Below are 21,738 nucleotides of genomic sequence, written 5' to 3'. Positions count from 1 at the left end.
GTCAAAGGTTAGTATTGTATCTAAAATTCTCTACTTAGGAAAGGGGTATTTTTATGAGCGTTGTTCAGGCATTGAATGGTATTTTTTGGGGGTGGCTTGTTGCTGGTATACTGCTTACAACAGGTATATTTTTTACCATAAGTTTGAAATTTCCTCAGGTCAGATATTTTCCACGGTTATTCAGGAATCTGCTGGAAAGTATGAAAGCAGAAGGAGGGGTATCTGGTTTTGGCGCCCTGTGTGCAGCCCTGGGAGGCCAGGTTGGTACGGGAAGTTTGGTAGGTGTTGCAACGGCTTTGGCTTCCGGGGGACCAGGTGCGGTATTCTGGATGTGGGTCACTGCAATTCTTGGTATGCCAATTAGTTTTAGTGAAGCAGTTCTTGCACAGCTTTTTAAAGTGAAAAATCCTGATGGCACTTACCGTGGAGGTCCGGCGTATTACATGGAAAAGGGCCTGAAAAGTAAAGTATTGGCTGCTTTGTTTTCTATCAGCATCATTGTTGGAATTGGATTTTTCTATGCTATGATTCAAAGCAATTCTATTTCAGTGGCATTATCAGGTGTTGTAAGTATTCCGCCGGTTATATCAGGAATTGTGCTTGTAATAATAGTTGCACTGGTTATTTTTGGGGGAGTAAAGCGCCTTTCAGAAGTATCCTCTTATATCGTTCCATTTATGGCGCTTGGGTATATTATCATAGCATTATTTGTTGTTATTACTAATATTGATAAGCTTCCTGCAATTTTTGCTTTGATTTTCAAATCTGCATTTACGTTTCGTGCAGCAGCAGGCGGTGTTGCAGGATATACCATTAAAGAAGCATTCCGGTATGGTATTGCCCGTGGTCTGTTCTCTAATGATGCAGGAAACGGTACTGCTCCCAGTATGCATGCATCTGCAACTGTTAAACATCCAGTAAACCAGGGCTTTGCTGCGATGCTTGGTACATTTATAACAACTATCATTATTTGCAGCTGTACCGCATTCTGCATACTTTTTACAGGTGCTTTGGATTCTGGTGAAACTGGCATAGCATTAACCCAGACTGCCTTTGGAAACGCTCTTGGAGGCTGGGGAAAATGGATTGTTTTTCTGGCAATGTTCTTATTTGGATTTACAACACTTTTAGCAGATGTATATTATGGAGAAGTAAATCTTCAATGGTTTTTTAAAGAGAATCCTAAAGTAGTTACCATTTACCGTATCGTCTGCTGCGGCCTGATTGTGTTGGGGGCAGTGGTTCCTGTAACTGCTTTATGGGAGTTAGTAGACTTTGCCAGTGCTTTTATGGTATTCTTTAATGTTATTGCATTAATTGGTTTAAGCAAGTATGTAATCTATATTTTTAAAGATTTCGTCAGACAAAGCAAGACTGGTGAACAGCCGGAATGGAATTATGATAAAGACATTACAGAAATGGACTTGAAGGCAGATTCCAAAAAATAAGTTTGCACAATATTTTGTCAGGAGGATCATTAAATGAATAATGAAGAATTTGTAGAACAGCTGAAAGCGTGGAGACATTATCTTCATATGCATCCGGAAAGTGCATTTGAGGAGAAACAAACATCAGAATTTATTGCGGAGCGTCTCACTGAAATGGGATTGGAAGTACATAAAAATATAGGCGGAACGGGTGTGGTTGCGAGCTTAAAGGTTGGAGATGGCGGTAAAGTAATTGGATTGCGGGCTGATATGGACTGCATCAATATGATGGAATGCGGAGATTTGGAATATCGCTCCCAGAATGAAGGAAGGATGCATGCATGCGGCCATGACGGCCACGTTACCACACTCTTAGGTGCGGCGCAGCTTCTGTGTGAGCGGAAAAACTTTAACGGAACTGTACGCTTTATTTTTCAGCCGGCAGAGGAGCCGGGAAAAGGTGCGAAAGCAATGATTGAAGATGGTCTTTTTGAAAGCTTCCCTATGGATGAAATCTATGGACTTCACAATGCACCATTTCTGCCGGCTGGTGTGATCCATACGCGTACGGGTGGAATCATGGCAAGTGAAGACAATTTTACGATTCGTATTAAAGGAAAAGGTTCCCATGCCTCCAGTCCGCATATGGGAATCGATCCTTTGGTGACAGCATCGGAAATTATTCTGGCTTTGCAGACTATTGCTTCACGGAATGCAAATCCTCTTGATCAGGCAGTTGTTTCCTGTACTGAAATCCACACAGATGGAGCTCATAATGCGATTCCATCAAATGTGGAGATTCTTGGAGATACCAGAAGCTGCACCAATGAAGTACAGGAATTAATTGAAGCAAGAATGAAAGCCATTAGCGAGAATATTTGCAAGATGAATGGTGCCCGCTGTGAATTTATCTATACTCATGAGTTTGCTCCAACAGTCAATTGGGAAGAATGTGTCTCCGCAGCGGTGAAAGCTGCCCAGAATGTTGTTGGACCTGATAAGGTTAATGGAAATTGCATTCCCTGGATGGCTTCTGAGGATTTTGGTACATTTTTAAGGGAAATACCGGGCTGCTTTGTATTTTTGGGAAGTGGAAAGCATGCAAATGCATCAGACAACATTATGCTTCATAATTCCATATATGATTATAATGATGATGTCCTTGCAGTTGGTGCAGAGTTTTTTGCAGAATTGATTCGAATTGGTTTGCCTCAATAAATTGTTATGGGATAAAATGATAGTTTTAAAGGAGGTATTAATGGACGAGTGTGTAAAAATTATAAGCTATGACAGAACTGATAAGAAAGAAGATGTACTAACCAGCTTTACTCCGGAGAATGCGAAAAAGGCGATGGCATTCCATAAGAGCTTTCCGGAGTATACAGTGACTCCACTGATGAACTTAAAGAGTCTGGCAAAAACATTGGGAGTGAAAAGCATCCATGTAAAGGATGAGAGTTACCGGTTTGGCTTAAATGCTTTTAAGATTCTTGGCGGCAGCTATTGCATTGGTACTTATATTGCAGAAGCATTAGGAGTGGATATCAGTGAACTTTCCTATGATAAAATCATCAGTGAGGAAGTGAAAGCAAGAGTAGGGGACATCACATTTGTAACAGCTACTGATGGGAATCATGGGAGAGGAATTGCATGGACTGCTAACAGGATTGGTCAAAAAAGTGTAGTTTATATGCCCAGTGGAAGTGCTCAGGAAAGATTAGATAATATTAAGGCACTTGGGGCAGATGCTTCCATTACTGACTTAAACTATGATGATGCGGTACGCTTGGCGGAAGTCCGTGCCAATGAGAATGGCTGGGTTATGGTGCAGGATACTGCATGGGAAGGATATAATAAGATTCCCAACTGGATTATGCAAGGCTATATGACCATGGCTTTGGAAGCAGTCGAGCAATTGAAAGGTGAAAAGCCAACTCATATTTTTCTTCAAGCAGGAGTAGGTGCAATGGCGGGGGCAATCGCTGGTTACTTTACAAATTTATACCATGCAGAGGAACGCCCGGTGATTGTCATAGTAGAACCAAATAAAGCAGATTGTATTTATAGAACTGCTGAAAAAGGGGAAGTTCAAGCAGTGAAAGGTGATATGAATACGATTATGGCTGGCCTTGCTTGTGGGGAACCTTGCACGATTGGCTGGGATGTATTAAAAAATTCTGCAGACCACTTTATTTCCATGCCGGATTATATTGCAGCAAAGGGAATGAGGATACTTGGAAATCCGTTAGGAGAAGATAGAAAAGTAATTTCGGGTGAAAGCGGAGCCGCCACAGTGGGTTTTGTAGCTGAAGTAATGCAGAATGAAAGTATGGATTTCTTAAGGAAACGTATAGGTCTTAATGAAGATTCAAGAGTTCTTTGTTTTTCAACAGAAGGAGATACTGATAGAGAGAATTATAGAAGAATTGTGTGGGATGGTTTTTATCCCAGCTTTTAGGATTGAATATCAGGTAAAGTAACTTCTAATGAAATCATAAAGAAGTAAATGGAGTAAGCTGCTGTACTGGAGGAATATAGAAACGGGCGTATCGAAACAATGATATGCCCGTTTGCTATGCTATAGGCACTTTCTATCTTAATTGCTGATTCTATTGTATGCTGAACACCTTTATTTCTTTTTCTCGTCGGGATCATAGATTTCTTTCGAAAATTCCGTCAAAATACGGCGATGCTCCGGTGTTCCTGCCGGATATTGTTTCTGTTGGAGCATCTTTTGTTTGTTTGCCGCCTTTACAATCACATAGCAGATCATAAAAAAAGCAACGAGAGCCATGCCCGCAAAAAAGCCTAAGGTCTGCCCTTTTAAAAACGGCATGCTGAACATGGCTATGATCAGTCCGGCCATAGTAAACAGAGAACTATACGGAAATCCGCATAGACGGCAGTTCCCTTCCGGTTTTCCGTTCTTTTTCCGGAAACGGATATGGGTATACATGAGCACAATATAAGTGAAAAGCAGTGCAAATCCTCCGGAGCTGATTAAAAACAGATAGACTCCGGGAAAGAACAATCCGACGCATAGAAACAGTATCATGGACAAACCGGAAAATAAGATTCCCCGGTAGGGAACATCGGTTTTATCCCTTAAAAATGCGGGACCAAGCCCATCCTCCACAAGAGAACGAAGCATTCTTCCGATTCCAAACATGGCAGCTACCATAGTGGACAAAATTGCACTGATTAATATAACCGTCATGGCAGTACCGGCCCAGGTCATTTGATATCGGTTTAAGGCGGTAACCATGGGGCTGACGTTTTCACTTAAGGATTCGCTGGGAACCAGAAGCACAAGAACTGAAATACACAGAATATAAAGTGTCACGAGCCAGAAAACTGTCAGGTGAATTGCACGGGGCACATTTTTTTCCTTATTTTCTGTTTCACTGGCAGCCAGCCCGATGATTTCAAAACCTGCATAGGTGAATAAAACGATCAGCATGCTTCCTGCCAGGCTTTTTAGGCCGCCGGGAAGAAATGGCTCTGACCGCAATATACTGGTTCCCAAGGGCTGGGAGCCCGGTAAGACACCTAAAATGATAATGAAACCTAAAAGAATAAATCCGATAATAGCAATAATCTTTATTGCAGACAGAATACTTTCCAGATGACTTAACTGTTTTGAACCCAAAAGGTTTAATAATGTTACGGTAATGATCAGTACAGTGCCCAGGATTGGGATTGAGACGGATGGAAACCAGGTCCGGAACAGTAAGGAAACTGCGGTAGCCTCACTGGATATAGCAATAACCATTCCGGTCCAATAGACCCAGCCCACTACAAAGCCAGTACCATTGTTTACATACTGGGACGCAAACGTTCGGAAAGAAGCGGCATCCGGATTGGATACTGTCATTTCTGAAAGTGCAAATAAGATAAAATAAACCATAACAGCGCAAATCAGATAAGAAAGAATAATTGCCGGGCCGGCAGCTTGTATGGCAACCGATGAACCTAAAAAAAAGGAACCGCCGATTACGGTTCCCAGAGCCATCATCGTTAAACGGCCTGCAGTTAGACCACTTGCTTTATTTTTCATGGGATTCCTCGCTTTTGATTTTTGTATTATTATTCCGGGTAGCGGAAAAGTTATTCGGGACATTGAAAATACAATGATAAAGCGGAATCTGGTGCAGGAGGCAGTAAAATGCACTTTTCTGCGATATGCATTACTTCCCATAATTGTATAATTTTTAACAAAAGTGAATATAATGTAATAAAAGTTCCTGGATAAAGCCAATGTATAACAGTAATGGGAGAAAAATCAGCTCCTGCAATGAAGACAATGGTTTTGCGGAAAGATATTTGAATCCATCTGATATCTACATTATCAGTGGTTATAAAATAGAAGTATTTATAAAAAATCTGAATTCGCCAATTGGGATAGTTTTTAATGAAAACGGGGAGATGCTGGTAGCTGATTCCGGTTTGGCTGACGGAAATCCCCGGATATTACAATTGATTAATGGTCAGTTTGAAACCATTGCAGATGGTTTTGTTACCCCCATATCAGGGATTAACTATTTAAACGGCGTGATCTATGTATCTCACAGAGGATTTATCACAAAGATTTACAAAGATGGTACAAGGCAGAATGTCATTATGGGACTGCCCAGCAACGGTGACCACTATAACAGTCCGGTGGCATTTTCTCCGGATAATAAGATGTATTTCGGACAGGGAACGGTGACTAACAGCGGTGTCGTTGGCAATGACAACGAGTGGGTGATTGCTTCTCCGCTTCTGTGTGATTACGCAGGAGATTATATCATGATTCATGGACAAAACTTCGCAACACATAACATACTGACAGAAGGCTTGCCGGATGATACCGCGTTAACGGGAGCTTTTTCTCCCTATGGCATTCCTAATATCGAGTACGAGATCAGAAAGCGGTATATCAAGGCATCGGGAAGCATTCTCAGGGCAAACCTGGACGGCTCCAATTTAGAACAGGTCGCATGGGGATTCAGAAATCCTTCTTACTTAAAATTTGATTCCAGCGGTCAGTTATATTTGGGCAATAACGGTTATCAGGCAGTGGGCAGCAGGCCCATTGAGAATGCCACCGATGATTTTTATTATATTACACCTAATTTGTGGTATGGATGGCCGGATTATTCCGGAGGCGATCCCGTAAATTCAACGCGTTTTACGCCCAGGGGAGGCGTACAGCCTTCTCTTATCTTTAAAAATCAGCCCAATGTTCCCCCAAGACCTTTTGTCACATTTCCGCCCAATTCCTCTATAAGAGGATTTGATTTTAATTATAATTTCCAATTCGGTCCTTATGGAGATGTGTACATCGCTGAATACGGCAGTACCATACACACCCAGGTCGGCGATACCATATCTTATGCCAATGCAGGACACAGAATATCCAAAATCGATATGAAATCCAGGACCATCAGCACGTTTGCCATCAATCGGACGGGATTTCCGTCGTCTTTGTCAAAGGGAGGAGGTCTTGAGAGACTTGCCCACCTGTTATTCGGTCCTGACGGAGCAATGTATATCGTAGATACCGGACTGAATATTCAGGGAAATCCGGATAAGTTTATTCCCAATACAGGGGTCATCTGGAGAGTGACCAGGGCGGAGTAAGGCGAAAATATTTCTTTCGTAAGGGGGCTGAGGTATTGGCTGATATTTCTGATTTAAAGTGTGATATGTTTCAAGAATAAATTTTAGGAAAGAGAAACCCATGAAGCAGATTGCAATATTATCCGACACTCATGGTCTGCTGCGGGAGCATGTTGTGGTTGAACTTGCTGAAGCAGATTGCGTTATTCATGCTGGCGATGCTGACACACCATGCATTATTGAGTCCATAGGGCAACTGGGAGAGGCCTATGTGGTACGTGGCAACAATGATAAAGAATGGGCAGAAGCCTTGCCTGAAAGCATTGCCGTCACAATTGAAGGTGTGAGGTTCTTCATTGTTCATAACAAGAAAGATGTACCAAAATACTTAAAAGATGTGGATGTGGTGGTCTATGGCCACTCCCACAAATATTCTGCAGAAGTTATTGAGGGAATACTGTTTCTCAATCCCGGAAGCTGCGGTAAACGGCGTTTTGATTTGGAAATTACAATGTGCCGTATGATTGTAGATGCAGGGCACTACAGGTACGAAAAAGTGATAATTCCCTATGACATCTAAAGGAATGATTATAATCTGTATTGTCTGTACAACCGCAAGTACTGATTTTAAATAAAGTGAAAGAACCGGATCATAAGCCGGAGAATGGAGTGCAGAAATGCACTTTTATTCTCCGGCTTTGTGGTTTTCTGGAAAGGGAAAAGTTATGCTGATGACATCAGTGCTAACTCAAGACCTTCCTTATATTGATTCTCCTTAAGTTTCGATACAACAGTCCAGTAATGGCAGCTAAAATCAAGACAGCGGCCACTGTAATAAGCTGCCCCTGTTCAGGGAACACAATACCCAATGCAACAGGGGGAGCTATTGCTGCAAATCCAGCCAGCATAGCCGCCATAGCTGACATAGACTGTTTTACCGCTTGCTGAGGGCTCTTCCAGTCAAACTTCAGGAATCGAAGATTCGCAGACAGGCCCACGACAGCGATAAACCCTGCATAGACTACTGGCGTTACAAAGACCATCAATATGGAAAAGTAATTCAAAGGAAAGGTCATGGCCAGAATCAGACTGCTGAAGATAATGGGTGGCAGCAAGACCGTTAAATTCACCAGAATCTTGGAGTCGAAAATTTCCTTGGCACTCACCGGCAGGGAGCTCAAAATCCAGCGGTTCTTCCCTTCCATGTTAAGTGAAACTGCGGTAGTGGAAGACATGACGACAAATAATGATGGAAAAAAAGGTGTCATGTGCTGCAGCAGTCCTGGCAGCCCTGGCAGCTGCAGCATGGAAGAAAGCTGTTCAGAGCCGAAAATCCTGAGGGCCAGGATAGCCGCTACCATCAGTACCGGTCCAATACAAGTATTGAGAAGATACACCGGGCAGGAGGTCAGCAGCTTTAATTCTCTGCGATATAGTGCTTTGTTCGCCGTAGCGGCGGACAGTTGGGTTATGCGGTAGGAGGTTCGTGTATGCTGTGTGAAAAGTGCAGAGTTGATCTTTGCGTATACCTTGGACAACAGAAATACGAAAAGGGCAGCAGCAACGGCTGATAGCAGAACAAATGAGATCAGTGCCAAAACGTTCCTCTGGGACAACGCAGCAGTGACCAGCCTTGCCGGAGGGTAAAAATGCCCGATTGCCTGCCCAAGCTGGAGGCCCAGATCAGCCAGTAAATCCACATCCACCGCCTGCATGGAAAAAGACAGTGCCATTGCTCCGATGGTGGCTCCAAAACTGAGAAGAGTGATCACCAGATTCTTGTGGCGGAACCGGACGCTGATTGCGGTGATCACTCCTCCCATGGTCATGGCGACAATCATAGGCAGCAGCGGAGCCGACAGCCATATGAGTAATGCTGACAGCCAGAGAATAGCAGGAGCCCCGCTTTCTTTCATGAAGACCGTCATAGCCGGAAGAAGGACCAGACTGCCAAAGAGCAGGTTGCCCAGATATACCGTCAGCAGCCGGCTTAAAATGACTGAGGACCGGGGGACCGGCAGAGACATGATCAAGTCATAGTCAGAAAAGCCAAACAGAGTTCCGCTGCTGCGAATCAGGGTGAAGAACAAGGTAATCATGGAGAAAAACAACAGAATGATGGCAGGCACCAGTTCCACCAGTCCAATAGCGGCGTATCCCACCGCAGTTATATAACTGAAAAAGACAATCATAGCCCCTAAAAGCAGGGCCACTGCTCCCATGAGGGCTGCTTGCAGCCGGGCCCGGGAATCCTTTGTATGGATCAATTGATTTATGCCAAAGAGCCCCAGAACCTGAATTTTGGTAAGCAAAAATACGTTAGTCATTGTCCAGCACCTCCAGGAACGCATGCTCCAGACTGGAGTCTCCCCGTACATCCTCGGTGTTGCCGCAGGCAATCAGCTTGCCATTTTTGATAATACCGATACGGTTACACAGTTTTTCAGCTACATCCAGCACATGGGTGGAAAAGAAGATAGCTCCTCCTTCGTCACACATTTCCTTCATCATTTCTTTCAGCCGAAAAGCTGCTGACGGATCCAGTCCAACAAAAGGTTCATCCAGTACCAGAAGACGGGGCTTGTGCAAAAAGGCAGAGATGAGGGCCAGCTTCTGCTTCATTCCATGGGAGTAGGAGCCAATTAAATCCCCCAGACTGGCGGTCAATTCCAATCTTCCGGCATAATCTGCAATTCGTGTTTCCCGTTCTTGTTTGTCCACTTTAAAAATATCGGCAATAAAAGACAGGTATTGGATGCCTGTGAGATATTCATAAAGATCGGGGTTATCCGGCAGGTAGGCGGTAACTTGTTTGCAGGCCAAAGGTTCATCCTGCAGGGAGTGACCGTCAACCGTAATATTGCCATGTTCAAATTCTAATACCCCTACTGCGGAGCGGATCGCAGTGGTCTTGCCTGCACCGTTGTGTCCGATAAAACCAAAGAGATCTCCTGCATGGACGCTGAGACTCAAGTCATCCACAGCTTTTTTATTTCCATAAGTCTTGGTCAGATGTTCTATGCGTAGAATTTCACTCATTTTTGCTCTCCTCCTTCTTTGGGTGGTGTGATGATAATTGCAAGGGAATGCATCTTTCTGCCGGGTTTAGCGGCTTGTTCCGGTGTGCGGTAGGGCGCGGTCAGTTCCCCGATTTTAAGCATTAAGTCTTCCAGCTCCTCCAGATTCACTGAAATGGGACCGGTGGAAAAGCTTGAACCGTCCTTTAAAATATTAATATCATCACGGGCGGCGTAATCGGCAAATTCCCGCATGAGAGCGGCTGAAAACTGGGCAAACAAGCTCATATAGACATCTCCCCGGTTCTCTTCCAACAAGCGGGGGATGTCCTGGGCAGTGTCCATGTCTATTGCATAGACCTTTTCCACCACTGCACGTACCGGCCGTTCTTCCGCTATTTTCAGTACACCGCATTTGACCATTTTTCCCAGATGACGGTACAGAGAGGCTTGAGCAATATCGGGCAGTGCTTTAGCCAGCTCTTTGGCAGTGGCGGTTTTTCTTGCTGTAATCTCCATCAGGATTCTGCTGTCGGTGGGATCTACAAAGCAGGATATCAGATTTTTCATTGTTTTATGGTTCATATTATGCCTCCTAATGCTATCACTTATAATAATATTATCATATTGAGAATGTTATTGCAATTGATAATATTTGGATGTTGAAACAAAAGTACCATAAAGATTTGATGGCCGAACCGTCTGTGTAAATTGGCCGTGTATTACCTAGCTTTTAGGCTGCAGGCTAAGGCGGGTCCGTTATTGGCATTATATATTTTAATAGTCAATATGCAGTGATATACTTTCCATCCTGGTTTTGTTATAATTAAGAAAATTTGAATTTAACGGTGGAAATAATGATGGAGAAAATGACAAAAGAAGCTGAAAAAGTAATGATTGAACGTTTTGGAAAAGATAATGTTATTGCATTAGCAACAACAGATAATGGTGTTCCTTATGTGCGTAGCGTAAACGCATTCTATGAAAATGGAGCGTTTTATATCATTACGTACAGACTTTCTAATAAAATGAAGCAGATTGAAAATAATCCGGTTGTCGCTATTTCGGGGGATTGGTTTACTTCACATGGAAAGGGTGTTAATTTGGGCTATTTTGGTAAAGAAGAAAATAGACATATTGCTGAGAAACTGAGAAAATCTTTTGCTGAATGGATTGATAATGGGCATAACGATTTTAATGATGTAAATACCTGTATTCTTTGTATTAAACTCACAGATGGTGTCTTGCTATCACATGGAACTCGATATGAAATTGATTTTTGCAGATAAATGTGATTTTTATTAGTTATAGTGGTTCACTGCAAAATTCTAATTATGAATAATTTTGTAATCCATGAATCCAGTTCCTTGCTTTGACAGGAATGATGGCAAAACGCTGTAACGTGAAGCGTGTGATGGCAGAAGCAGTGAACTGGGGAAAAAGAAGCGCCCGTATTAACTCCATTTCCCCGGGGATTATCGTAACCCCTCTGGCTATTGATGAATTCAATGGCCCCAGAGGAGATTTTTATAAAATATAGAAAGGGAGATGGGATATAACACATTTGCATTGATTTATAGAATGGGTTATGCCAGTTAAGCTTTACTCGACACACGGCAGTCCTTTAGATTTTTCCCGTGTGTCACGAAATTCCTTTGGTACGTCATCATCTTTCATTGCTGCATGGACTGCACAAGTACCGGCTGCTTTTGCAGTTTCGTAATACCAATGTTTGTACTCTAACATATTTAGGGTTTCTTTCATTTGTTCCATTTGCTTCAAGACAGCTTCACGCTGCTGGTCAATTAAAGTCAACCGCTGTTCAATCGTAGAGTCTCCTTCCACACACCAGTCAATAAAAGTTTTAATATCCTTAATTGACATCCCGGCTTTTTTCAGGCATTCAATGGTAGATAAATATTCAAAGTTTTCATCTCTGAACATTCGGATGCCGCCGCCAGAACGCTCCAAGAAAGGAAGTAAACCTTCCTTGTCGTAATACCGTAAAGTGGATGGAGCCACATTCAATTTTTTTGCCATTTCTCCTACTGTATATAGCATGTTATTTTTCCTTTTATGATTTTACATATTTTTTTAATTAAACCATCAACTTAAAGTAGCTTTAAGATATAAAACCTAGGTTAAGTTAAACACATTATATCTTCAAAAATATAATTGGTCAACACGAAAAACCAACTTGAATTGTTTGCTGAAGTGATAAATGGAGAGAGTTTCTTGCAATATAAGTGAGGCTATATTGCTTGCAGCCTGTAATTGGCTTGATTCTGCTCAATATATTAATAAAAAATTAAAAAGCACAAAATCCTATTGACTTAAAGTTAAGTTTAAGTTGTATATTTGAATTAAACTTTTGGTTCTGTTTTTTATTGGCCTAAAGAAACTAATATATAGAGAAAAGGAGAAAATACATTATGCCACAAACAGGTAATTACATTTTTGAATTAAGCAATAAGGTAACAAGAAAATCCGTTTCCTATAAGAACCGGTATGGGATTACGATTTCTGCTGACTTGTATATCGAAAAAGATTTCGATGAAAATAAAAAATACCCGGCAGTTATTATTGGCGCACCATATGGAGGAGTAAAGGAACAAGGGCCTGGTATCTATGCACAGAACATGGCAGAGCGTGGATTTGTCGCACTTGCTTTTGATCCATCATTTAATGGATACAGCGGTGGAAGCCCAAGGCATGTTTCATCACCGGATTTTTTTGTGGAAGACTTTAGTGCGGCAGTTGATTATATCGGTACACGCACATTTGTAGACAGAAATAAAATAGGAGCCATCGGCATATGCGGCAGCGGCGGATTTGCATTGAGTGCAGCCCAGGTAGACAGGCGCATTAAAGCGATTGCTGCAATAAGTATGTATGATATTTCACGTCTGAATTCAGATTCCATGACAAATGAGGAAAGAAATGCAAGGCTGGACGCATTAAATGAACAAAGATATATAGACTTTGAAGGAGATTTCCCTGTTCTTTCTCAGCGGGGGGCACCAATTGGTTTTGATGATACGACAGACCCAATCGGAATAGAATTTGGAGAGTTTTATTCCACTCCGCGCGGATATCATCCAAATTCTATTACACAGTTTACAGTGACAAGCAGCATGTCATTTATGAATTTCCCTCTTTTGACTTATATTAAGACAATTTCTCCCCGTCCGATCTTATTTATAGTAGGAGAAAATGCTCATTCCCGTTATTTTAGTGAAGACGCATTGAAAGAAGCATTAGAACCGAAAGAACTTTACGTTGTCCCCAATTCGAATCATGTGGATTTATATGATAAGACAGATATAATTCCTTTTGAAAAGCTGGGTTCATTCTTTACAGACAGTATGAAATAATCATTAAATATCTGCAAGCGGGGAGGAAATGCTGTTACATTTCTGCTTTTTACAAGTAAGGAATAGAATCAAACTTTATAAAAGCCTTAACTTAAAGTATGCTTTAATATGTACAATAAACTAAAAACAAAAATACAATGTATTTTAAATCTTAACAAATATTGAGGAGGAAAATAATGAACAGACCATATATATTCTGTCATATGATGACTTCCATAGATGGAAAAATAATGGGATCATATATGGAAACTCCTGAAGGCAATGCGGCAGGAGATGTATTCTATAACATTGCATTTGGCAGCCACCCTTATTATAAGCATCAAGGCTGGTTATCCGGCAGAGTGACCACAGATGACAATTTTACAAACTATCAGAAACCTGAACTTGATGATAATGCACCGCTTGTACCGGAAGGTGATTTTATTGCAGTGAATAATGCTGAGAAGTATTATGTTTCAGTTGATCCATCCGGAAGGCTGGGCTGGAAAAGTAATACACTTACTTACGGCGACACCACTGCCCATGTGCTGGAGGTGCTCACTGGAAAAGCAAGCAATGCCTACAAAGCATTCCTGAGAAAGCTTAATATCTCATACATGATTGCCGGGGAGGATTCCCTGGACTATGCAATTGCTATGGAAAAAGTCAAAACAATGTTTGGTATAGAAACTTTGATGCTGGGCGGCGGAGGTGTTCTCAACTGGTCCTTTATACAGGCTGGTATGTGTGATGAGCTGAGCGTTGTAATCGCTGCGTCTGCCGATGGTTCTTCAGAAACTCCGGCACTATTTGAAACAAGGGGAGGTTTGGCAGGTGACAGCCCCGTGGGATTTACATTGAAAAATGCCGAAGTCAAAGAGGGCGGAAGCGTATGGCTGCGCTATACTGTTAAAAATTAAATAATAGAAAGGAAGATAAATGCTATGGGTAAGGATTTTGTTAGTGTTTTCCCCACAGGAGAAAAAAATGAGGCATATGCAAAATATTTTGTGGGACAAAGTTATTTGAATATGTTGACTACCACCGGTGTAGTAATCGGCAATGTGACATTTGAACCAGGGTGCCGTAATAACTGGCACATCCACCACAAAGGAGGACAAATTTTACTTATTACCGCAGGGCGGGGCTATTATCAGGAGTGGGGCAAGCCTGCACAGGAACTGAACCCCGGCGATGTAATCAATATCCCGCCAGAGGTTAAGCACTGGCATGGAGCTGCCCCGGATAGCTGGTTTGCCCATCTTGCTGTTGAAGTTCCTGCCCAGGGAGCATCCAATGAGTGGTTGGAGGCAGTCTCAGACGAGGAGTATGCTAAATTAAAATAGGAGGATGATAACATGACAAAAGTAACTGCAGGGCGCGATGCCTTGGGCAGCTTTGCCCCCAAGTTTGCAGAACTCAACGACGATGTGTTATTTGGACAGGTCTGGGCGCGGGAGGATAAGCTCTCCCCCAGAGACCGAAGCCTGATTACCGTCACGGCCTTAATGTCAAGCGGTATTCTGGACAGTTCTCTGCAATTTCACATTGCAAAAGCAAAAGAGAACGGTGTAACAGAAGAAGAAATGGTTGAAACCCTGACTCACCTCGCCTTTTATGCAGGCTGGCCTAAGGCCTGGGCTGCTTTCCGTATGGCAAAGGAAGTCTATTGCGATTGACAAAAGAGAAGTCCACGGAGGATGAGGCGAGTGTTCATAAAGATACTTTGTGAACCGCCTAAAAATGCGGGGTATAAGGCGGACAGTTTAGGCTGTCCGCATTTTGCTATGCCCTAAATTGCGGCTGGAAGCTCGCCATCGAAAAGCATTTCATCATCCATTCCATAGAATTCTTCCATAGAGGGGATATCAAATTCTTCTTTAACATCGTTCAGCATTCCAATGTCACGGTAGTAAATCCAAATATCCTGCGGGGCGGTTCGAGAATATTTCTCAGCCTTTTCTCCCACCACAATTTTTGCAATGAACATTCGGAGTAGCTCCGGTGTCAGTTGATAGCACGAACAGACTCAATATATTTTTTCTGCACGATGCCGAGTATTCCACCTTTCAGCAGATTGGAGAAATCGGGTCCAGCATCGTCGATTTCTGTGGGCTGGATTTTTCTGAGGTTCAGGAAAAAATACAGGCATTGGAAACCATGGCGGTTTCCAGCGCCGGTTTTGAAGATATTCAGGCAGAGTTTTGGGAAACGGTTGATTTACTGAAAAAGAAGCACAGCTATGTACACTTTTTCTTAAACAGTAAGGTAGTACGGACACTCTGGGTGTCTGATTAGTCCGTAGAAGAACAAATTGATTATTTACTGTTCATCTTCCATTACTATTTTGAATTACAGACACAGTACAGCGAGGCACTGGAGTTCTGCCTGAACACGCAAGTGCTGGAGGAGTACACTCTCCCCGAGCGGTATGCAATATTCTGCAATCTGCATCCAAATTTTACGCAACATATGCTCCGATCCATGTATGGGATTGCACCGATCTCCCATGGGCATTTCGATGCCGAAAAGGTAATTCGATTTGAAGACCCCGGCAAGGTTGATGATACACAAAAAGTTTTGCAAAATATTCATCGAGACAGTGAGCATGTGGCAGTATTTTGCCATTCAGAGTTTGGAGGAGATGCTCTATCTGGAGCTGATGGAAATGATAAAACGAGGAATCCGCGTCAAACGCTGCGTCTTGTGTGACCGATACTTTGTTCTTGTGGATAAGCGGAAAGGAGATTACTGCGACAGGCCATACAAGGGTCAGCGTACCTGCAGACAGGTCGGGGCAAGCAGAAGTTTAACGAGTCAATTGGCGATGACATTTACCTGCTACAGTTTCAAACCATTTACAACCGAATGTACTCCCGCTATTACCGCATGATGCTTGGGAGAGCGGCCGCCAGACCAACAAACCGACTGAGGAGCAGTTCAAGGCATGAACGGAAATGGCATCCAAAGCAAGGTGGGAATACAAGGCAGGGGAAATCAGCGGCGAGGAGTTGCTTTTCCGGATAAGGACTGATTAATTAGGATACTTATGGCACAAGGACACAAATACTAATTTATCGAAAAGTAATTGTAAAAGTAATTACTTTTCGATACAATAAATGTTATATACGCGAGAAATGAGGTGTGGCGGTTGGCTGATATAAAAACGAAACCTAAGATACCAATGGAGAAAATCAATATAGCAGAACTTAATCGTGGACAATCCTCAAAGCTGATACGAGGCTTAGCTGAAGATGACAAAGTGGTCAAAATACTAAAACATAGCAAGACGATAGCGGTTGTTATGTCTTATGAACGCTATAAATGTCTTTTAGAAAAGGATATTGACATAAATGAGTTTTGACACACTGTTTCTAAATTTGTCATTAAGATAAAAACAGCAAAGGAGGCCGCGGTATGGCAAGCTCATCAAACCAAAAGCTGAAGCTCATGTATCTGATGAAGATATTGCTTGAACGGACTGATGCCCAAGCACCTATGACAATTGCTGAAATCGTAGAAGCACTTGCCGGATACGATATCAAGGCAGAGCGTAAATCCCTTTATAGCGACATGGAGCTTTTACGGCAGTTCGGCGTTGATATTGAAATGCAGCGCGGTAAGACGGTAGGATATTACATAGCTGAACGGCAGTTTGAATTGCCGGAATTGAAGCTGCTGGTTGACGCAGTGCAAAACTGTCGCTTTATTACCAAGAGGAAAAGCGAAGAACTGATAAAAAAGCTTTCCTCGCTCACAAGCAGCAAGCAGGCCAAGCAGCTTCGCCGCCAGGTTTTTGTGGCAGATCGTGCAAAGACCATCAATGAAACAGTCTACTGCAGCATCGATCAGATCCATCATGCCATCGACATTGAGGGAATCCCGCAAAACGGCGGTGCCTTGGCATTTAAATCATACGGAAGAAGGGTAAGTCATGCAGCTTGGTTGGATAGATTTTTCGTGCAGTGAACGTAACAAGATTATACAGACTCTAAAAATGCTTGAGGAATCCACCGCGTTGGATGAGCTTGGGATTGGTGTGATCCGTGATGGGTATGCCGACATCCTCTTTCCGGGTATTTCAACGCTTCAAACGAGAGCCAAATACTTTGTGCTTCTCCCATATCTGTTCAAGGTGGCTGAGCGGCAAAGCTTTAAGCGCAGCAGCGAGATTTTGCCATGGATGCACAGGCAGGAGGATTTGCTTGTTCCCACGCTTATTAAAAACAGCGAAGACACCACCGGTGTCATCGGTCTCCGGGCGCATAAGCAAGGAAAATCGGTGAAGGTGAAATCCTCAAGTATTTATTGGAACGGGATGCGAACCTTTGAGATTTTAAGGGACGAGCATCTGTCCATATCCAATGTTTGCAATATCATTTATGGTAAGCAACTGCGCAGAAATTCAGTTAAAATTAAGACCGAAGCAAAATCAGACGGCACAGAAGGGTTCGACGATGAAACAGCGGGTAACGAAAATATGCCTTTGTTTTCAAGTATCACGCCGGACTATGCGGTCATGACCGAGGCGGCGATAGAGCTGACCAAAACGGAGGCCGAATATCTGTATCAAAAGATGACCACAGCTGTCGGGTCTCGCGCCTCCTTGCTTGCTTTCATGTTAAGAGAGAAGTGCTTGTTCCCGAGCTTTCAAGACATCAATGAGGAAATCCTGCCGGATGACCTGCGGCGTTCCGTTGAGCTTGCGAAGGCCTTCGCTCATTTTATTTCCGGTGCGTACACCCGCTACAATGTGATTTTTTCAAACAGCGGGGATGCAGACCAAACCGAGAGATACCGCGAATGGAAGGAAACTTTTGATTTTGACGGCTTTCATTTATCGGACGTTCTTTCGAGGGTAACCGGGAACCCACCTACCAATGCGTTTTTGAAGGAATTTTATGAGGCCTCTAAGGCAGGAAATGACCAGGCCGTTAACAGGCTGATTATCCAGCGCGAGAAATCCATTAAGCGGGAGCGGGCGAAGCTGGGCAAGCCACAAGAGTATCAGTACGACAAGCCGGTACATGATTATTTGCTAAATTATCGCTACGGCACGGCATACACGATTGTAAACGATATTTTGAGCGGATTGGAGGGATAGGTATGGGCAGAACGCTGTTTGACTATGAAGAAAATCGCCTTGACTACGGCGGCTTGCTAACGCCGGACATCGGCTATGACGTAGATTTTGCCGTTGCCTTTACCTATTCCCTCGATCTGGAGGCCTTATTGGGTGTCCCCGTGTCTCTGGGGCTGCTGGATGATGATATGGATACAGGGTTGATCGACAATCCCTTTTTCCTATTGGAAGCCATCAGAAAAAGCAGCGATAAGATCGCCATCTTCTGCAACGCCGGAAGTATCGCTCTTCCTCGCAATATCCGCATTGTGTTCGCTCTGTTGGAAAATAGCGTTTTTGAAGTCAATCTCAGCGGGATGAACAGCTTTCATCCGAAAATGTGGTTTATCAAATACACCAATGATGCTGGCGATTCCTACATAAAGCTGATTGCTCTCAGTCGGAACCTTACCTTTGACCGCAGCTTTGATTATGCCGTAGAGATGACAGGCAAAATTGGGAATCGAAAGCTGAATAAAAACAAACCGCTTTCTGATATGCTCCAGTTCACCGCCAAATATGCCGGGGCTCAGAAGAGAAAGAAGATACTCGCTTTGGCTGAGGATCTTTTGCGCGTGAAACGGTTTGAGTTGGATGACCGATTTGAGGACTATGATTTCCTTCCGCTCGGCATCACGCCCGGCGCGGCAGAAAGCACGGGGCTTTTTGATAGCTGCAATGATCTCATTGTTTTCTCGCCATTTTTAAGCTCCAATATGGTCGGGAACTTGGCGAACAATGCGAGGTATAGGAAAACCCTCTTTACCCGCAAGAGTTCCTTGAACAGGAAGATCATTGGCCTGTATGATGATGTCTATATTACGAAGGACATTGTAATGGACAATGAAATCATGTCCGAGGGCGAGGCTGAGCCAAAAGGGTGTGATATTCATGCCAAGCTGTATTTTACGCGCGGCGGCAATGGAAACTTCCTGTATGTCGGGTCAGCCAACGCCTCTGATAAAGCCTTTTATAACAATGTTGAATTCTTGCTGAAGCTGAAATACAAGCCGTATATGGCAAGCTATGATGCCCTTCTCAAGGAGTTTTTGCCGGAGGACGGCTGCCCGTTTGAGCGCATTGCGGATATTGAAACGGAAGGATCAGCGGAAGATACGAGCCTTTTGGAAAAGTCCTTCCGTGAGGCGCTGCGCAGTATAAAGAGCGCAACCGTCACCGCCGATGGCGAACGCTTCTCCATTACTCTGCAGACAAATGGAAAGCCCTTAGAAAAGACTGTCTGCATTGCTCCATTGTTTCGGGCGGGTAGCTTTGCCCCCTTGACAGACGGATTTATTTTTACGGATATGCTGCTAAAAGAACTGAGCGAGTTTTTCATCATAAAAATTGAGGACAAGCAGATTGTAACAAAAGTCACTTTGGTCGGCATTCCCGAAGGCCGCGATCAGGCAATTTATAAAAGCATCATCCAGGATAAAAACGGGTTCTTGGCCTATGTTTCGTTTATGCTATCGGACAATTACTCCGAGAGCTGCTTTGAGCAATATGAACTGGCAAAGCAGCTTTTGAACGACTCCGACGCACCGCAGGCTGTCATTCCCGCCGCCCTCTATGAGAGAATGTTAAGTTGCACCGTGAATAACCCCTCCCGCTTGCTTGACCTTGATCACCTGATGAGCAAGTTGGGTGACGATATTGTAGGCGATTTTGTGACGATGTACCAGCCGTTTAAGGAAATCGCAAAGAGGATGATAAGATGAAACCGAAGGATTTTCAAGAAGCGACGGCAAGACGGATCGTCGAAATATTTGAAAAAGAGAAGCAGAATCGGGTTTTGCTCGCCGATGAGGTCGGTCTTGGCAAAACCATTGTTGCGCGCGCCGTTGTTGGCAAAGTGTCGGATTGGCATAGGAAGATGGGTGACAAGCATTTTAAGGTCGTATACATTTGCTCCAATATCAACATAGCCAACCAAAACTCAAAAAAGCTGGGCATTCGTGACGAGGACTGTTTGAGAGTATCAGAGAGCCGTTTGTCCATGCAGCATTTGAAGATATACCAGAATCAAGGCCGAGGCCACAGATTTCAGCAGCTCATCCCCCTTACCCCGGCAACCTCCTTTTCGATGACCGGGGGCTGTGGAAACCAAGAGGAGCGGGCGCTGATGTTTGTCCTGCTGCGTCGGCTTCCGGCGTTTTGGGAGCTATCCGGGCTTTCGGACTTCATGCGTTATTATGAGCTAAAAAATTGGGATTACTTTGTCAACCTGTATGAAGGACAGGTTGTGTCCTGTGATGAAAATGGGAGTGGATACATTTCCATCATGACGGAGGCTCTGAATCAGGCGATCTCAAACGAAATGATCTGTGAAATACAGACTATCTGCCATAAAGTCGCTCCGGAGGACAGATGGCGCAGCCGCAACATCATCAATTCGCTTCGCTGTATCTTTGCTCAGATCAGCCTTGATAAGTTAGAGCCGGACTTGGTCATAATGGACGAGTTTCAGCGTTTTCGAGATTTGATTGCGCCGGCCGACGATGAAACGGGTATGCTCTCCAAGAAATTTTTGCAGGACAGCACCACAAAGGTTCTGCTCCTGTCGGCAACCCCTTACAAGCCGTACTCGACGCTTGAGGAAATCGGCCAGAATGAATGCTTTGACCACTACCGAGAGTTTATGCAGGTGATGGACTTCCTTCTGTACGACGCTCGGAAAAACGCCGAGTTCAAGAGCGTTTGGCGGGACTTTTCCCATTCCCTTTCGGAGTTAAATACCGGCAGGCTCACCGTCCTCTATGCCAACAAAGCTAATGCGGAAAACGCCTTATACAGCAGTATTTGCCGCACAGAGCGGTTCAGGGTGGGGATGATCGATGCATCAAGAGCTGCGGAGATTGATATTGGCCGGAATGACATACTCTCCTTTGCCGAGATGCAGAGGTTTTTGAATGAATACAATATCGGCAATGTGCCGGTTGACTATGTGAAATCCGCGCCTTACCTTTTGTCATTCATGGAGAGCTATAAGCTGAAAGAAAACATTGTAAAGCAGTACAAGGCAAGGCCAAACGCTCAGCTATTAAAGCGTTACAAGACCATGCTGCTGCGGAAAAGCGACTTGAATGTCTATAAGAAGGTGGACTCCGGCAATGCAAGGCTCCAATACCTAATGAACACCGTATTCGACGGCGGAAGGTCAGACATGGAGAAATTGCTGTGGCTACCGCCGAGCAAGCCGTATTACAAAACAGCCG

At 43.6% G+C, this 21,738-nt stretch carries 24 protein-coding genes; 18 read left to right on the top strand and 6 right to left on the bottom strand.

The window, feature by feature from the left end; translation table 11 throughout:
• The first annotated feature begins 53 nt into the window (after window positions 1-53).
• The 3 genes from V7M78_RS09270 to dpaL are packed head-to-tail and all read left to right on the top strand — an operon-like array spanning window position 54 to window position 3,885.
• Window positions 54-1,448: an alanine/glycine:cation symporter family protein gene (locus V7M78_RS09270; protein ID WP_333648714.1), complete on the top strand. Its 1,395-nt coding sequence runs from the start codon at window positions 54-56 to the stop codon at window positions 1,446-1,448.
• A gap of 33 nt (window positions 1,449-1,481) precedes the next feature.
• On the top strand, window positions 1,482-2,645 hold the full coding sequence (locus V7M78_RS09265; protein ID WP_333648712.1) for a M20 aminoacylase family protein: 1,164 nt from the start codon (window positions 1,482-1,484) through the stop codon (window positions 2,643-2,645).
• A gap of 40 nt (window positions 2,646-2,685) precedes the next feature.
• A complete protein-coding gene (gene dpaL, locus V7M78_RS09260) occupies window positions 2,686-3,885 on the top strand; it encodes a diaminopropionate ammonia-lyase (RefSeq protein WP_333648710.1) in 1,200 nt (399 codons plus the stop codon).
• Between the two features lie 171 nt (window positions 3,886-4,056).
• On the opposite strand, the gene V7M78_RS09255 is transcribed toward dpaL, so the two are convergent.
• On the bottom strand, window positions 4,057-5,484 hold the full coding sequence (locus tag V7M78_RS09255) for an amino acid permease (protein ID WP_333648708.1): 1,428 nt from the start codon (window positions 5,482-5,484) through the stop codon (window positions 4,057-4,059).
• A gap of 200 nt (window positions 5,485-5,684) precedes the next feature.
• Here V7M78_RS09255 and V7M78_RS09250 point away from each other — a divergent pair, with 200 nt between their 5' ends.
• Window positions 5,685-7,049 carry a PQQ-dependent sugar dehydrogenase gene (locus tag V7M78_RS09250; RefSeq protein ID WP_333648706.1) on the top strand — a complete coding sequence of 455 codons (1,365 nt, stop codon included), beginning with the start codon at window positions 5,685-5,687 and terminating at the stop codon, window positions 7,047-7,049.
• 100 nt (window positions 7,050-7,149) lie between these two features.
• Window positions 7,150-7,608: a metallophosphoesterase family protein gene (locus V7M78_RS09245; RefSeq protein ID WP_333648704.1), complete on the top strand. Its 459-nt coding sequence runs from the start codon at window positions 7,150-7,152 to the stop codon at window positions 7,606-7,608.
• 163 nt (window positions 7,609-7,771) lie between these two features.
• On the opposite strand, the gene V7M78_RS09240 is transcribed toward V7M78_RS09245, so the two are convergent.
• From V7M78_RS09240 to V7M78_RS09230, 3 genes are read right to left on the bottom strand one after another with little or no spacing between them, the layout of a single operon-like run.
• A complete protein-coding gene (locus V7M78_RS09240) occupies window positions 7,772-9,355 on the bottom strand; it encodes a hypothetical protein (RefSeq protein ID WP_333648702.1) in 1,584 nt (527 codons plus the stop codon).
• Window positions 9,348-10,058, bottom strand: a complete 711-nt coding sequence (locus V7M78_RS09235) for an ABC transporter ATP-binding protein (RefSeq protein WP_333648761.1) — start codon at window positions 10,056-10,058, stop codon at window positions 9,348-9,350. Before V7M78_RS09235 ends, V7M78_RS09240 begins: the two co-directional genes overlap by 8 nt.
• A 5-nt stretch (window positions 10,059-10,063) precedes the next feature.
• Window positions 10,064-10,630, bottom strand: a complete 567-nt coding sequence (locus V7M78_RS09230; RefSeq protein WP_333648700.1) for a helix-turn-helix domain-containing protein — start codon at window positions 10,628-10,630, stop codon at window positions 10,064-10,066.
• Between the two features lie 275 nt (window positions 10,631-10,905).
• Between V7M78_RS09230 and V7M78_RS09225 the strand changes: the two genes are divergently transcribed.
• Both V7M78_RS09225 and V7M78_RS09220 read left to right on the top strand, forming a co-directional pair.
• Window positions 10,906-11,334, top strand: coding sequence for a pyridoxamine 5'-phosphate oxidase family protein (locus V7M78_RS09225; protein ID WP_333648760.1), 429 nt, complete (start codon window positions 10,906-10,908; stop codon window positions 11,332-11,334).
• 92 nt (window positions 11,335-11,426) lie between these two features.
• Window positions 11,427-11,585, top strand: a complete 159-nt coding sequence (locus V7M78_RS09220) for a hypothetical protein (RefSeq protein WP_333648698.1) — start codon at window positions 11,427-11,429, stop codon at window positions 11,583-11,585.
• 62 nt (window positions 11,586-11,647) lie between these two features.
• Here the strand turns inward: V7M78_RS09220 and V7M78_RS09215 are convergent, their stop codons facing one another.
• Window positions 11,648-12,106: a MerR family transcriptional regulator gene (locus tag V7M78_RS09215; protein ID WP_333648696.1), complete on the bottom strand. Its 459-nt coding sequence runs from the start codon at window positions 12,104-12,106 to the stop codon at window positions 11,648-11,650.
• Between the two features lie 371 nt (window positions 12,107-12,477).
• Between V7M78_RS09215 and V7M78_RS09210 the strand changes: the two genes are divergently transcribed.
• The 4 genes from V7M78_RS09210 to V7M78_RS09195 all read left to right on the top strand — a co-directional run bounded on the left by V7M78_RS09210 (window position 12,478) and on the right by V7M78_RS09195 (window position 15,077).
• On the top strand, window positions 12,478-13,419 hold the full coding sequence (locus V7M78_RS09210) for an alpha/beta hydrolase (RefSeq protein ID WP_333648694.1): 942 nt from the start codon (window positions 12,478-12,480) through the stop codon (window positions 13,417-13,419).
• A 176-nt stretch (window positions 13,420-13,595) separates the two neighbouring features.
• The gene (locus tag V7M78_RS09205) at window positions 13,596-14,318 is read left to right on the top strand and encodes a RibD family protein (protein ID WP_333648692.1); all 723 of its coding nucleotides are present in this window, start codon (window positions 13,596-13,598) and stop codon (window positions 14,316-14,318) included.
• 24 nt (window positions 14,319-14,342) lie between these two features.
• The gene (locus tag V7M78_RS09200) at window positions 14,343-14,744 is read left to right on the top strand and encodes a cupin domain-containing protein (RefSeq protein ID WP_333648690.1); all 402 of its coding nucleotides are present in this window, start codon (window positions 14,343-14,345) and stop codon (window positions 14,742-14,744) included.
• Window positions 14,745-14,756: 12 nt separating this feature from the next.
• Entirely contained in the window at window positions 14,757-15,077 is a 321-nt protein-coding gene (locus tag V7M78_RS09195; RefSeq protein WP_333648688.1) for a carboxymuconolactone decarboxylase family protein, read from the top strand.
• A gap of 113 nt (window positions 15,078-15,190) precedes the next feature.
• On the opposite strand, the gene V7M78_RS09190 is transcribed toward V7M78_RS09195, so the two are convergent.
• Entirely contained in the window at window positions 15,191-15,388 is a 198-nt protein-coding gene (locus tag V7M78_RS09190) for a DUF4368 domain-containing protein (RefSeq protein WP_333648686.1), read from the bottom strand.
• Window positions 15,389-15,402: 14 nt separating this feature from the next.
• Here V7M78_RS09190 and V7M78_RS09185 point away from each other — a divergent pair, with 14 nt between their 5' ends.
• From V7M78_RS09185 to V7M78_RS09155, 7 genes are all read left to right on the top strand, one after another.
• Window positions 15,403-15,696 carry a hypothetical protein gene (locus tag V7M78_RS09185; RefSeq protein ID WP_333648684.1) on the top strand — a complete coding sequence of 98 codons (294 nt, stop codon included), beginning with the start codon at window positions 15,403-15,405 and terminating at the stop codon, window positions 15,694-15,696.
• 310 nt (window positions 15,697-16,006) lie between these two features.
• Window positions 16,007-16,291: a DUF6076 domain-containing protein gene (locus V7M78_RS09180; protein ID WP_333648683.1), complete on the top strand. Its 285-nt coding sequence runs from the start codon at window positions 16,007-16,009 to the stop codon at window positions 16,289-16,291.
• A gap of 258 nt (window positions 16,292-16,549) precedes the next feature.
• Window positions 16,550-16,762, top strand: coding sequence for a type II toxin-antitoxin system Phd/YefM family antitoxin (locus V7M78_RS09175; RefSeq protein ID WP_333648681.1), 213 nt, complete (start codon window positions 16,550-16,552; stop codon window positions 16,760-16,762).
• Window positions 16,763-16,815: 53 nt separating this feature from the next.
• A complete protein-coding gene (locus V7M78_RS09170; RefSeq protein ID WP_333648679.1) occupies window positions 16,816-17,367 on the top strand; it encodes a hypothetical protein in 552 nt (183 codons plus the stop codon).
• On the top strand, window positions 17,333-18,502 hold the full coding sequence (locus V7M78_RS09165; RefSeq protein ID WP_333648677.1) for a DUF6361 family protein: 1,170 nt from the start codon (window positions 17,333-17,335) through the stop codon (window positions 18,500-18,502). The genes V7M78_RS09170 and V7M78_RS09165 overlap by 35 nt, the downstream gene beginning before the upstream one ends.
• Window positions 18,503-18,504: 2 nt before the next feature.
• Entirely contained in the window at window positions 18,505-20,241 is a 1,737-nt protein-coding gene (locus V7M78_RS09160) for a hypothetical protein (RefSeq protein ID WP_333648675.1), read from the top strand.
• On the top strand, window positions 20,238-21,738 hold a 1,501-nt coding region (locus V7M78_RS09155; protein WP_333648673.1), incomplete at its 3' end, for a DEAD/DEAH box helicase family protein. The genes V7M78_RS09160 and V7M78_RS09155, both read left to right, overlap by 4 nt.

Source organism: Lacrimispora sp., from assembly GCF_036758025.1.
GTDB lineage: Bacteria > Bacillota > Clostridia > Lachnospirales > Lachnospiraceae > Lacrimispora.
The sequence above is the reverse complement of the archived record's forward strand: the minus strand, read 5'-3'. Positions and strand labels throughout refer to the sequence as shown.

Bases quoted from the DNA above. Each gene is read 5' to 3' on its own strand.
- V7M78_RS09230 (WP_333648700.1), bottom strand. From the start codon at position 10,630: ATGAACCATAAAACAATGAAAAATCTGATATCCTGCTTTGTAGATCCC.
- V7M78_RS09220 (WP_333648698.1), top strand. From the start codon at position 11,427: ATGATGGCAAAACGCTGTAACGTGAAGCGTGTGATGGCAGAAGCAGTG.
- V7M78_RS09210 (WP_333648694.1), top strand. From the start codon at position 12,478: ATGCCACAAACAGGTAATTACATTTTTGAATTAAGCAATAAGGTAACA.
- V7M78_RS09200 (WP_333648690.1), top strand. From the start codon at position 14,343: ATGGGTAAGGATTTTGTTAGTGTTTTCCCCACAGGAGAAAAAAATGAG.
- dpaL (WP_333648710.1), top strand. From the start codon at position 2,686: ATGGACGAGTGTGTAAAAATTATAAGCTATGACAGAACTGATAAGAAA.
- V7M78_RS09190 (WP_333648686.1), bottom strand. From the start codon at position 15,388: ATGTTCATTGCAAAAATTGTGGTGGGAGAAAAGGCTGAGAAATATTCT.
- V7M78_RS09165 (WP_333648677.1), top strand. From the start codon at position 17,333: ATGCAGCTTGGTTGGATAGATTTTTCGTGCAGTGAACGTAACAAGATT.
- V7M78_RS09180 (WP_333648683.1), top strand. From the start codon at position 16,007: ATGTGGCAGTATTTTGCCATTCAGAGTTTGGAGGAGATGCTCTATCTG.
- V7M78_RS09205 (WP_333648692.1), top strand. From the start codon at position 13,596: ATGAACAGACCATATATATTCTGTCATATGATGACTTCCATAGATGGA.
- V7M78_RS09255 (WP_333648708.1), bottom strand. From the start codon at position 5,484: ATGAAAAATAAAGCAAGTGGTCTAACTGCAGGCCGTTTAACGATGATG.
- V7M78_RS09170 (WP_333648679.1), top strand. From the start codon at position 16,816: ATGGCAAGCTCATCAAACCAAAAGCTGAAGCTCATGTATCTGATGAAG.
- V7M78_RS09250 (WP_333648706.1), top strand. From the start codon at position 5,685: ATGTATAACAGTAATGGGAGAAAAATCAGCTCCTGCAATGAAGACAAT.
- V7M78_RS09265 (WP_333648712.1), top strand. From the start codon at position 1,482: ATGAATAATGAAGAATTTGTAGAACAGCTGAAAGCGTGGAGACATTAT.
- V7M78_RS09195 (WP_333648688.1), top strand. From the start codon at position 14,757: ATGACAAAAGTAACTGCAGGGCGCGATGCCTTGGGCAGCTTTGCCCCC.
- V7M78_RS09160 (WP_333648675.1), top strand. From the start codon at position 18,505: ATGGGCAGAACGCTGTTTGACTATGAAGAAAATCGCCTTGACTACGGC.
- V7M78_RS09245 (WP_333648704.1), top strand. From the start codon at position 7,150: ATGAAGCAGATTGCAATATTATCCGACACTCATGGTCTGCTGCGGGAG.
- V7M78_RS09215 (WP_333648696.1), bottom strand. From the start codon at position 12,106: ATGCTATATACAGTAGGAGAAATGGCAAAAAAATTGAATGTGGCTCCA.
- V7M78_RS09270 (WP_333648714.1), top strand. From the start codon at position 54: ATGAGCGTTGTTCAGGCATTGAATGGTATTTTTTGGGGGTGGCTTGTT.
- V7M78_RS09240 (WP_333648702.1), bottom strand. From the start codon at position 9,355: ATGACTAACGTATTTTTGCTTACCAAAATTCAGGTTCTGGGGCTCTTT.
- V7M78_RS09225 (WP_333648760.1), top strand. From the start codon at position 10,906: ATGGAGAAAATGACAAAAGAAGCTGAAAAAGTAATGATTGAACGTTTT.